The organism is Pseudomonas sp. P1.8, assembly GCF_001269805.1.
Lineage (GTDB): Bacteria > Pseudomonadota > Gammaproteobacteria > Pseudomonadales > Pseudomonadaceae > Aquipseudomonas.
Genome location: NZ_LHVM01000008.1, coordinates 92959 through 104966, shown reverse-complemented (window position 1 = coordinate 104966; position 12008 = coordinate 92959). Strand labels below are relative to the sequence as shown.

The window sequence follows — 12008 nt, the reverse complement described above, 5'->3', positions numbered from 1 at the left end:
GAAATTCCTTGGTCGATTGCAGACCTGTAGGAGCCGGCTTGCTGGCGATAGCGGTGTGTCAGGCGCTATCAATGTTGATTGATGCGCCGCTATCGCCAGCAAGCCGGCTCCTACAGGGTCAGAGTGTGCGCACCTGGCCGATGGCCAACGGCTGAGCGCTCTCGCCGATGCCGTTGACCAGCGGCGCACCGAACGCGTCGAGGCTGATCTGAAAGCGATCCCCCGGCTGGGTTTTCACCCCGTCGGCAAACGACAGGGTGGCGGTGCCGAAGTAATGCACATGGACATCGCCGGGGCGCAAAAACTGCGCATATTTGAAGTGGTGAAACTCGAGGTTGGCCAGACTGTGGCACATGTTGTCTTCGCCGCTGAGAAACTCTTTCTCCCAGATCGTTTTGCCGTTGCGCTTGATCCGGCTGGTGCCGACCAGATGCCTGGGTAACTCGCCGACACGCAGCTCCGGACCGTAGGAACAGCTGCGCAGCTTGGAATGGGCGAGGTACAGGTAATTGCGCCGCTCCATCACATGGTCGGAGAACTCGTTACCCAGCGCATAACCGACGCGATACGGCTGGCCATCGTCGCCAATCACATAGAGGCCGGTCAGCTCCGGCTCCTCACCAGCGTCCTCGGCAAACGGCGGCACGGGGAAGTCCGCACCGGGGCGCACGACAATGCTGCCATCGCCTTTGTAAAACCATTCCGGCTGCGCGCCGACCTGCCCCGCTTGTGGCTTGCCGCCCTCCAGGCCCCACTTGAACATGCGCATGGTGTCGGTCATGCCGGCTTCGACTTCGCCGTCGTGCTGGTGCATTTTGTCCCGGGTGGCGGCGCTGCCCAGATGCGTCAGGCCGGTGCCGCTGATCAGGCAATGGGCCGGGTCTTCGTGATCCAGCGGTGGCAGGACCTTGCGTTGCTGCAACAGCGTCGCGTAATCCGGGCCGGGTTCGGTGCCGCGCAAGGCCACTTCTTCCTGCAGATTGCGTTGGCCGCGAATCGCCGCCAACGCCAGTTCTCGGGTGCTGCGTGTGTCGCGCACCACCAGAATCTGCGCCCCGGCGACCAGCCCGACCTGACGCTCGCCGTCAGTGTTTTCAAATTGAATCAGGTGCATGTTGTGCCTCCGACAAGTCAGCCGGGCGCCGCCCGAAAGCGGCGCCTGAAGGTCATTCGATGATGTTGAAATCGCTCAGGTATTCATCGGAGATTTCCAGGCCAAGGCCCGGTTTGTTGTCATCGAGCTGGATGTAGCCGTTGACCGGTTGCGGCTCGCCCTTGAACACGTAGTAGAAGAGTTCGTTGCCGACCTCGACGTCGAATACCGGAAAGAACTCGGCCATCGGCGAAGCGGTGGTGGACATGGTCAGGTGGTAGTTGTGCATCTGCCCGGCGTGGGGAATGACTGGCACCGACCAGGCCTCCGCCATGGCGTTGATCTTGCGCGCAGCGGTGATGCCGCCGACGCGGTTGGTGTCGTACTGGATGACGTCGACGGCGCGGCGTTCCAGCAGGTCCTTGAAGCCGTAGGAGGTGAATTCGTGCTCGCCGCCGGAGATCGGCATGATCCCCATTTTCTTCAGTTCGATGTAGCCTTCGATGTCGTCGGCGATCACCGGTTCTTCGAGCCAGCGCGGTTCGAATTCGGCCAGTTTCGGCAGCATGCGGCGGGCATATTCCAGGGTCCAGCCCATGTAGCATTCGAGCATGATGTCAACGTCCGGGCCGGCCAGTTCACGCAAGACACGCACCTGTTCGATGTTGCGGCGCATGCCCGCCGGGCCGTCTTTGGGGCCGTAACCGAAGCGCATTTTCAACGCGGTGAAACCCTGGCTCAGGTAGCCCTGGGCTTCTTCGAGGAACAGGTCGAGGTTGTCGTTGGCGTAGAGCTTGGACGCGTAGGTCCAGATCTTTTCCTTGGTGCGCCCGCCGAGCAGCTTGAACACCGGTTTGTTCACCGCCTTGCCCATGATGTCCCAGATGGCAATGTCGATGGCCGAGATTGCGGCCATGCCGATGCCTTTGCGGCCCCAGGCATGGCTCTGGCGGTACATTTTCTGCCAGATGTATTCGTTGTCGAACGGATCTTCGCCAATTGCGATCGGCGCCAGATAGGTGTCGATGATTTCCTTGGCCACACGCGGCGCCAGGGCGCAGTTACCGATGCCGACAAGACCGGTGTCGGTCTCGACTTCCACCACCAGCCAGCCGTGGAAACGGAACGAGCCCATGGCGTCGCCGCGCTCGAACAGGATGTCGCTGGCGTTGGTGCAGAAGTGCGCTTGAGGGGGGACGACTTTGCCTTTCCACTCGAAAACTCGGGTACGGATCGCTTTGATTTTCATGAATACAGTTCCTTGGGCTGCCGGCTTTCTTGTCATTGTTGGTCGTGTGCGCAGAGCCTCTGGATGGATGGGCTTTGGCATTCGATGGGCCGACTTTAGCCAGCGCCCGGGGGCTGCGGATAATCACTTATGCGTATCCGGCGATAACCAGGGGTGATCGCAAAAAGCAGTTATCCCGTAGATCGAGTTATCGGGGCAATACCTAAAACTGTAGGAGCTGGCTTGCCAGCGATAGCGGCCCGACAGTCACTTCAAGGGTGTCTGTCAGGCCGTCATCGCTGGCAAGCCAGCTCCTACAAGGGGTTTCGTGGGTCTGAAAGTCAGTAGCGGTTGCCACCCATCCGGCAAGCAATCTCGAACGCCTGGCGAATCGCACCAACATTCGCCTTGCCCTGCCCCGCGATATCAAACGCCGTGCCGTGGGCCGGAGTGGTGATCGGGATCGGCAAACCGCCCTGCACCGTCACGCCGCGAGAGAAACCCATCAGCTTGATCGCGATCTGGCCCTGGTCGTGATACATCGTGACGACCGCGTCGAAGGCGCTGGCATCGCCCTGGACCTTGAGGAAAATCGTATCCGCCGGATACGGCCCTTGCGCCTCAATCCCCAACGTCTGTGCCGAGCGCACGGCCGGGCCGATGATGTCCAGTTCTTCGCGGCCGAACGAGCCGTTATCGCCGTTATGCGGGTTCAACCCACACACGCCGATGCGCGGTTTTTCCAGTCCGTTGCGCTTGAGCGCGGTGTCGATCAACTGGATCGCTTCGATCACCCGCTTTTCGCTGAGCAACCCCGGCACATCCTTCAAGGCCACATGGGACGTCACCCGTGAAGTCCACAGATTGTCGAGCACATTGAATTCACAGAACGGCCCGTGGAAATCCAGCAGCTCGGCAAACCAGTGCAACTCATCGCTGTGCGCCATGCCGGCCATGTGCAGCGAAGTCTTGTTCAACGGCCCGAACAGCACCGCGTCGGTCGTGCCGGCCTCGGTCAGGCGCAGGGCGACTTCCAGGGTATCGAGGCTATAGCGACCGCCAACCACGCTGGCTTCACTGCGCGGGAACTCACCGACCGTGTCGCCGCGAAAGTCGTAGAGCAGTGGCGTGTCATCAACAAAGGAAATTTGCTCCAGCGACTCCACGCGTCGATATGGAAATTCCAGCCCGGCGATGCGCATGCCGCGACGCATTTCCGCTTCGTCGGCGATCAGGATCACGTTGGCCTTGCGGCGCACGTCGGACTCGCCGAGCAGGCGTGCGATCAATTCCGGACCGATGCCCGCAGGGTCACCCAGGACCATCGCGATGGTGGATTTTTTCATGCTTCACTCCTCAAGGGTTCAGGCTGCGCCCGGTCAATGGCGCAAGGCTCGCAGCGATAAACACGCTGCGCGTTGCTGTAGAACAGTCGCTCCTGATCAGCCCAGGGCAGATCGGCGACGATGGATTTGAAACCGCTGTAGATGTCGTCGAACGAGCCGCACAGGCTGTCGACCGGAAAGTTGCTGGCGAACATCGCCCGGTGGCTGCCGAACATGGCGATGACTTCGCGCACGATCCAGGCATTGTCCTTGGCGCGCCACCGCTGGCCGCCCTGCCCCAGGCCAGAAATTTTCACCACGACGTTCGGCCACTGGGCCAGCCGCGCCATTGCCAGGCGCCAGGCGGCCAGGCCTTCGGCGCTGCGGTCATTGGGCAACCCGGCGTGGTTGAGAATCAGCGTGATGCCAGGGAAATCCCGGGCCAGGCGTTCGGCCTCGTGCAGGTTCCACCAAGGCGTCTGCAAATCGAAGTGCAGGCCCAGGCCTTCCAGTGCGGCGTAGCTGCGGCGCCAGTGCTCGTCGCTCATCAGACTGCGCATGTGACCCACTTGCGACGCCGCGGCCGGCCCGCCCGGTTTGTGACGCACGCTGCGCACATGCTTGAAGCGCGCCTGCTCGGTGAGCACATCGATGGCGTCCGGATGATCGAGCCAGGCTTGCGCGACGACCGCATTCGGCACGCCGTAGCGAGCGGCGAGTTGCTCGATGAAACGGGTTTCGCCAATCGGGTCTTCAGGGTTCCATTCGGTCTCGACGTACACCGTTTGCACGATGTTGTGCGGACCTGCATCGGCGAAATAATCCTCGGGAAAATATCGGCGTTTGATCGCGGTGTAATCGCCGTAGCGAAACGGGATGTTGGCCTCGGGCGCGAGCCACGGATGGTCGTTGACGGTGGGGTCCCAGAAGTGATGATGGGCGTCGATGATCGGGCCGTTCCAGGCTTTTTTCAGTAAGAGCTCAGTCATGACGCACCTCGTCGAGGCTGATGAACAACGTCGCCAGCACAAACACTGCCGAACACGCCGCGAAGAACCCGAGCACCGGGGCAAAACCACCGGCCGCTTGCAGAATCACCCCCACCAGAATCGGCACCGCGATGCCGCCGGTGCTGCCGGCCATGTTCATGACGCCGCCGATCAAACCGACTCGCGCCGGGGCTGCCAGCAGCGCCGGGAAGCTCCAGTAGAGACTGCCCCACATCAGGAAAAATGCGGTCATGGCCAACAACGCCACCGCCGCGTAGGGATTGGTCAGGGTCGGCAGCATCAGGAACGCACCCAGAGCGACCAGCCCGGAAAACGCCAGCAGACTTTTGACCGCGACACCTCGGCTGACACCTTTGCGGATCAAACCGTCGCACAGGAAACCACCGGTCAACGAACCCAGCGCACCGCAGATGAAGATCACAAACGTCGCGGCGCCAATGCCCTTGATATCGAAGCCGCGAGCCTGGGCCAGATAGCTCGGCCCCCAGGTCAGCAGACCGAAATACACCATCGCCCAACTGGCCCGTCCGATCAGCAAACCACTCAGGGAACGGGCGGCGATGCCCAGCCCCTTGACCGGCACCCGCGCCGCTTCGGCGGCAGGGGTTGCACGTCCGACATTGATTTTTTCCAGCTCCGCTTCATTGACCTGCGGATGACAGGCCGGGTCATCGCGCAGGTAACGCCGCGCCACCCAGGCCAGCACCAACGTGGCAATCCCGGCGATCACAAAGGCCAGGCGCCAGGAGTCCAGCGACGCGATCAGGTACGCAATGATCAACCCGCCCAGCGCCACGCCCAATGGACTGCCGCTGTCCATCAACACGGCGCCGCGACTGCGTTCGCTCGGGGCCAGCCACAAAGAAATCAGCTTGCCGCCCGAGGGGAACAACGGCGCTTCCGCCGCGCCCAGCGCCACCCGCGCAAACAATAGCGACAAGCCGCCGGTAGCAAACGCTGCCAATACCTGAAAGGTGCCCCACAACCCGGTTGACCAGCTGATGACCCGATGCGGGCCGAAGCGATCGATCAGCCAACCGCCGGGAATCTGCAACAACGCGTACGCCCAGAAAAAGCTGCTGAGGATCAGCCCTTGCAGGCTCGGCGACAGGGAGAATTCGTGGGCGATGGTCGGCATGGCGATGGACAGCGATACCCGGTCAATCAGGTTGACCATGGTCAGGGCGAAGATGATCGCGAAGATCTTCCAGCGTACACCGCTGGCTTTGGCACTGGCTTGCGCGGGAGCAGCGGCCTGCGTCTGGACACTTGCGTCGGGCAGGCTCAGGGAAGCACTGGATCGAGCCATGGTGCGTACCTCGTTTTATTATTGTTGTGCAGATGCAAACGTCGATCTGTAGGAGCCGGCTTGCTGGCGATGGCGGCGCATCAATCAACATTGATGGCGCGCCTGACACACCGCTATCGCCAGCAAGCCGGCTCCTACAGGATTGGCGTTGTGCCGCGTATGCTGCGGCGTTGTTGAACACTATCGAAGGCTCACTGATAACCGTCTAATCAAAACTTGAAATCAGGTGATAGCCACGGGTTATGTCATGCCGTGCTTTCAATGACCTTTCAACTCAGATCCTTGTAGGAGCAGGCTCGCTCCCACTCCTATAACCCCAGGCTATCGGTGTATGTATTGTTTTGACTAGACGCCACGCCAGGACCTTCACACACTCAGGCCAGGCTTGCAGCTTTCGAACGTAGACAAGTCACTACTCATAACAACTACAAAAACGAGGCCCTTCCATCATGCGAAATGCATTCGTCCGTCGCACATCCCGTCTGTTTCTTGGTTGCACACTGGTCGCCGCCGGCGCCCTTCCTGCTCTGGCTCACGCCTGGCAACCGGACAAGAACGTCGAAATCGTTGTCGCCGGTGGCCCAGGTGGCGGCACAGACCAGCTCGGTCGGCTGATCCAGTCGATCATCACCACGCACAAGCTGCTCGACGTCAATACCATCGTCCTCAACAAGGGTGGCGGCAATGGCGCCGAAGCCTTCCTCGACATGAAAATGAACAAGGGCGACGCGGAAAAACTGGTGATCGGCACCAACAACATCTACCTGTTGCCGCTGGTCTCCAAGCTCGGTTACCAATGGCAGGAACTGACGCCGATTGCCGCCGTGGCCGAGGACGACTTCATCCTCTGGAGCTATAAAGGCGCGCCGTGGAAGGATGCAAAAAGTTTCTACGAAGCGGTCAAGACCGATCCCTCCAACCTGCGCATGGGCGGCAGCCAGTCCAAGGACGTCGACCAGACCCTGACCCTGCTGCTCAACCAGACCAACAACGCCAAACTGGTGTACATCCCATTCAAGAGCGGTAGCGAAGCCGCAACGCAACTGGCCGGCAAACACATCGCCGCCAACGTCAACAACCCTAGCGAAAGCATCAGTCAATGGCGCGGAGACCAGATCGAGCCGCTCTGTGTGTTCAGTAAAGAACGCATGAGCTACACCGAAAAAGTCGCCGGCGACAAATCCTGGGCCGATGTACCGACCTGCCATGAACAAGGCCTGGGCATCGACCAATATCGCTTCCCGCGCACCGTGTTCATGCCCGGCGACATCAGCGCCGAACAACGGGCGTTTTATGTCGAGTTGATGCGCAAAGTCACCGAAACGCCTGAGTTCAAGGCCTACGTGAAACAGAACGCACTGGTGCCGACCTTCCTTGAAGGCGAACCACTGACCGCCTACATCGAAAAAGACACCGCCCGCGTCACCCCGGTGTTCAAAGAAGCCGGCTGGCTGAAAAACTAAGTTGTCGCGGCCGCTCGCCTGCGGGCGAGCGTCTCCTGCTGGAGGTATTTCATGTCCCATTCTTCGGATTCACCGGCACTGGTCGGCACCCGCTGGGTCGAACTCGGCCTGACGCTGTTCACCACCCTGATCGGCGCCGTGGTGATGTTCGGCAGTGTTGAACAAGGCATCGGCTGGGGTGATGCCGGCCCCGAGCCGGGTTACTTCCCCTTCTATATCGGCCTGTTGCTGAGCGCCGCGAGCGTGGGCAACGCCGTACTGACGCTGGTGCGCTGGCAGGCCATGAGCGTGGCTTTCGTCAGTCGCGACGCATTCCGGCAAGTGTTGTCGGTGTTCGTGCCGATTGCACTGTTCGTCGCCGCCATGCCGTTCACCGGCATCTACGTGGCCTCGGCGTGTTTCATCGCCTGGTTCATGTGGCGTGACAAGGTTCGCGTCAAGCCGTACGGCAAGTGGATGATTGGCAGCGTATCGCTCGGCGCGGTGCTCGCCAGTTACCTGATTTTCGCGTTGTGGTTCAAGGTGCCGCTGGATGCCGGCCCGATGGGCGACTGGATTGCCCTGGCCGGGAGAAACTTCAAATGAGCGAGTTCGACTCCCTGCTGCAAGGCATGAACCTGATCCTCACCCCAGGCCACATCGGCTTGATGGTGATCGGCGTACTGCTGGGCATTCTGGTCGGCGTCCTGCCCGGCCTCGGCGCCCCCAATGGCGTGGCGCTTTTGCTACCGCTGACGTTCACCATGTCGCCAGTGTCGGCGATCATTTTGCTGTCGTGCATGTATTGGGGCGCGCTGTTTGGCGGCTCGATCACCTCGATTCTGTTCAACATTCCCGGCGAGCCCTCATCGGTGGCGACCACCTTCGACGGTTACCCGATGGCCCGCGAAGGTCGCGCCGCCGAGGCATTGACCGCCGCATTCAGTTCGGCACTGATCGGCGCATTGTGCGGGGTGCTGCTGCTGACGTTCCTGTCGACCAAGATCGCCGCGTTCGCCATGTCTTTCAGTTCGCCGGAGTTCTTCGCGGTGTACCTGTTGGCTTTCTGCACCTTCATCGGCATGAGCAAGAACCCGCCGCTGAAAACTGTGGTGGCGATGATGATCGGTTTCGCCATGGCGGCTGTCGGCATGGACACCGTGTCAGGCAACCTGCGCCTGACCTTCGACCAACCGACCCTGATGACCGGCATCAGCTTTGAAGTGGCGGTGATCGGCCTGTTCGGCATCGGCGAAATCCTCTGCACCGTCGAAGAAGGTCTGGTGTTCCGTGGCGAACATGCACGTATTACACCGATGGTGATCTTGCGCACCTGGGCAAAACTGCCGCGCTACTGGTGGACGATCGTGCGCAGCACCCTGGTCGGTTGCTGGATGGGCATCACCCCCGGCGGCCCAACCGCTGCGTCGTTCATGAGCTACAGCCTGGCACGGCGTTTCTCGAAGAACCGCGACAACTTTGGCAAAGGCGAAATCGAAGGCGTGATCGCACCCGAGACGGCCGACCACGCGGCGGGCACCAGCGCTCTGTTGCCAATGCTGACCCTCGGCATTCCGGGTTCGGCCACCGCCGCGGTCATGCTCGGCGGCTTGATGATCTGGGGGCTGCATCCCGGGCCTACGCTGTTCGTCGAGCAACATGATTTTGTCTGGGGCCTGATCGCCAGCATGTACCTGGGCAACGTGGTGAGCCTGATCGTGGTGTTGGCCACCGTGCCACTATTCGCTTCGATCCTGCGCATTCCGTTCTCGATCATCGCGCCAATCATCATCATGGTCTGCGCCATCGGTGCGTACTCGGTGCACAACTCGTTTTTCGACGTGGTGCTGATGCTGGGCTTCGGCGCGCTGGGTTATCTGTTCAAGAAGCTCGGCTACCCGATTGCGCCGTTGGTGCTGGCTGCGGTTTTGGGCGACAAAGCCGAAGATGCATTCCGTCAATCGATGCTGTTTTCTGACGGGCACCTAGGGATTTTCTGGTCCAACCCGCTGGTGGGCAGCCTGACCACGGCGGCCCTGCTGATGCTGTTCTGGCCGCTGATTTCCAAGGCCTTGGGCCTCTTGATCGGCCTGCGTAAACCACACGTCGCCAAGCCAAAATCGGTGCTGTGACACAGCAATGCTGGCAACGCCTGACATTTGTTGTCAGGCTTGCCGCAGACTTTCTTGCGAGCGCGGCCCATGACCCGAATTCCTGTTGCCAATGTCATCCATAGTCGACTTCGTCTGCGCCAGCTGAGGCTGATGCTGGCGTTGCAGGAATTCGGTTCGTTGCGCCGCGCTGCCGACCACATCGGCATGACTCAACCGGCGGCGACCAAGATGCTCCACGAAGCCGAGGATCTGCTCGGCGTGGAATTGTTCGAACGCCTGCCCCGGGGCATGCGCTCTACCCCGTTCGGGGAAACCGTCATCTACTACGCGCGGATGGTCTTCGCCGAACTGAGCGGCATGCGTGAAGAACTGGTCGCCCTCGAATCCGGCAACCTGGGCCGGGTCGCGGTGGGTGCCATTCCGGCATTGGCCTCGGGGCTGCTGACCCGCACCATCGCCACCTTGAAGAAAAGCCACCCGCGCTTGTCCATGAGCATTCAGGTCGACACCAGCGACGTGCTGGTGCAGGCACTGTTGCAGGATCAACTGGACATCGTGTTGGGACGGATTCCCGCAGGTGCCCGCGCCGAAGAGTTGCTTTTCGACAGTCTCGGCGAAGAAGCCTTGTGCGTGATTGCCGGTGCACAACATCCACTGGCGAAAGCCACGCAACTGAGCTGGGCTGAATTGCAGAACATGACCTGGGTACTGCAACAACACCCAAGTCCGATGCGCGCCATTATCAATCAGGTGTTTCACAACGCCCGCGTCGACATTCCGAGCAGCATCGTCGAGACCACATCGATCATGACCTTGCTGTCGCTGATTCAACAGACCGACATGCTCGGGGTGACGCCGGTTTCAGTGGTCGAGGATTACCCCGGCCGGGATCTGCTGGCGGTGTTGCCGATCAAATTCGAAGCGCGACTGCCGCCGTATGGGCTGATTACCCGCCGACATCGCATCCAGTCTTCGGCGATGCAGGCGTTCATGAATTCGGTGCGGGCCGAGCACACGCTGAGCACATAAGAAGCGCGGGTTACGCCCCGTATCTTTCCAAAAACTCTCCCGGTATCCACATTCGATCCGTTGGATGATCAGACAGCAATAACTAAAGAATATTTACAAACTTCAACAACTTCATAAGATAACTCCGATATTCAAGTAGGACTTTTCCGAAAAACAAGCTAACAGCAAAATCATCCTTTAATGCTTAATACTGAAATAACAACCAATGATAACCTTGCAAGTCTAGCCAAGCCTATACATGCAAGGACCCGTCCATGACCAGACAGGTATTGTTAACAGGTCTCACTCTATTGCTCACGGGATGTCAGGCACAAACGTTACCGCTTCCTTTCGCCCGGCAAAGTAGCCCAGATCGCCGCGACCATTGAGCAACAACACCCAGCACTTCCCACCGAAGTTCGCGGCAAGCTGCTGAACACTGTGGTGCTATCACTGGATAACATGGTGTTTGTCGAGGGAGGTGAATTTCAAATGGGGGATTTTGGTTGGCCGTTCGATGATAACCCAACAAATATGTGTGACTGGCCCTGCGGTGTGGAGCCGGAACGGATGGGGCGTATCAGCAGGGATGCTGACGACGACTACGTTCATCTCGTTAAGCTGAGCAGTTACTCCTTTTCGAAATTTCAAGTGACGCTGAGAGATTTCGATCTGTTTTTTATTGCTCAAGGCAAACCATTGTTTGACGCTGAATATCGTGAGCGGGAAAATTTAAAGTTCAAGCGTTTTGCACCTAATCTACCTGCACCAGTAAAAAGCTGGCAGGAAGCCAAGGACTACTGCGGTTGGTTAGGGGGGCTAAGTGGGTTTCCCGTGGATCTGCCCACTGAGGCTCAATGGGAATATGCCGCACGTAATCGTGGTCAATGGGTAATGTTCCCCACCGACAATGGCAGCCTGAATTATGGGCGCAACTTTCCCAATCCGGGATCTGGTCGTACTTTCGCAGTTGATAGTTTTGTTCCTAACCCCCTTGGGATCTACAACCTCTCTGGAAACGCCACCGATTGGGTGAATGATTGGTACGGAAAAAATTATTACCGTAACTCACCAGTGGAAAATCCTACCGGCCCCGAAACAGGCACACTTCGGATTCGCAGAGGATCGAACTATCCGGAAGAGCCAGTATTCAGCGCGAGTACAGTGCGACGCTGGCTGATGAGCGTATAAAAAATGGGTATTTCGCAGGCGATGGCTTCCGCTGTGCTATTCAGTCCGATCAACCGCTATAGAGCGGAAACAATGAGGGCGTTGTGTATGCGTCCTCATTATTGCTCACTGCCAACGCCAAACCATCAAACCTGCCGCTGTTGTGTGCAGCCAACAGTACATCGTCTTTGCGCCAGGCATTGCTCGGCTTCCAGGCCATCACTTCGGACAACAGAACAACCAGCGCCTGCTCTTGTTTTTCGATGAACATTCCGCTCACTCCTGCCACAACCCCTTCCGTCAGCAGGG

The 12008-nt window shown here is 59.4% G+C and carries 10 protein-coding genes; 5 read left to right on the top strand and 5 right to left on the bottom strand.

The genetic code is table 11. The annotated features are described in order from the left end of the window. Positions 1 to 118: 118 nt before the first annotated feature. From araD1 to AD668_RS07240, 5 genes are all read right to left on the bottom strand, one after another. Positions 119 to 1114: an AraD1 family protein gene (gene araD1 / locus AD668_RS07260; RefSeq protein WP_053156292.1), complete on the bottom strand. Its 996-nt coding sequence runs from the start codon at positions 1112 to 1114 to the stop codon at positions 119 to 121. A gap of 52 nt (positions 1115 to 1166) precedes the next feature. After that, positions 1167 to 2342, bottom strand: coding sequence for an L-rhamnonate dehydratase (locus tag AD668_RS07255; RefSeq protein ID WP_053156289.1), 1176 nt, complete (start codon positions 2340 to 2342; stop codon positions 1167 to 1169). A 320-nt stretch (positions 2343 to 2662) separates the two neighbouring features. Next, a complete protein-coding gene (locus tag AD668_RS07250; RefSeq protein ID WP_053156286.1) occupies positions 2663 to 3667 on the bottom strand; it encodes a 4-hydroxythreonine-4-phosphate dehydrogenase PdxA in 1005 nt (334 codons plus the stop codon). Next, a complete protein-coding gene (locus tag AD668_RS07245; RefSeq protein ID WP_082344433.1) occupies positions 3664 to 4635 on the bottom strand; it encodes an amidohydrolase in 972 nt (323 codons plus the stop codon). The genes AD668_RS07250 and AD668_RS07245 overlap by 4 nt, the downstream gene beginning before the upstream one ends. Continuing rightward, positions 4628 to 5965, bottom strand: a complete 1338-nt coding sequence (locus tag AD668_RS07240) for an MFS transporter (protein ID WP_053156282.1) — start codon at positions 5963 to 5965, stop codon at positions 4628 to 4630. The genes AD668_RS07245 and AD668_RS07240 overlap by 8 nt, the downstream gene beginning before the upstream one ends. Positions 5966 to 6414: 449 nt before the next feature. On the opposite strand from AD668_RS07240, the gene AD668_RS07235 reads away from it, so the two are divergent. The 5 genes from AD668_RS07235 to AD668_RS28630 all read left to right on the top strand — a co-directional run bounded on the left by AD668_RS07235 (position 6415) and on the right by AD668_RS28630 (position 11720). Then, positions 6415 to 7428, top strand: a complete 1014-nt coding sequence (locus AD668_RS07235; protein WP_053156279.1) for a tripartite tricarboxylate transporter substrate binding protein — start codon at positions 6415 to 6417, stop codon at positions 7426 to 7428. Positions 7429 to 7479: 51 nt separating this feature from the next. After that, positions 7480 to 8013: a tripartite tricarboxylate transporter TctB family protein gene (locus tag AD668_RS07230; protein WP_053156276.1), complete on the top strand. Its 534-nt coding sequence runs from the start codon at positions 7480 to 7482 to the stop codon at positions 8011 to 8013. After that, a complete protein-coding gene (locus tag AD668_RS07225; RefSeq protein ID WP_053156273.1) occupies positions 8010 to 9539 on the top strand; it encodes a tripartite tricarboxylate transporter permease in 1530 nt (509 codons plus the stop codon). The genes AD668_RS07230 and AD668_RS07225 overlap by 4 nt, the downstream gene beginning before the upstream one ends. 69 nt (positions 9540 to 9608) lie before the next feature. Beyond that, on the top strand, positions 9609 to 10550 hold the full coding sequence (locus AD668_RS07220; RefSeq protein ID WP_053156270.1) for a LysR family transcriptional regulator: 942 nt from the start codon (positions 9609 to 9611) through the stop codon (positions 10548 to 10550). A gap of 423 nt (positions 10551 to 10973) precedes the next feature. After that, the gene (locus AD668_RS28630) at positions 10974 to 11720 is read left to right on the top strand and encodes an SUMF1/EgtB/PvdO family nonheme iron enzyme (protein ID WP_256220585.1); all 747 of its coding nucleotides are present in this window, start codon (positions 10974 to 10976) and stop codon (positions 11718 to 11720) included. The last annotated feature ends 288 nt before the right edge of the window (positions 11721 to 12008 follow it).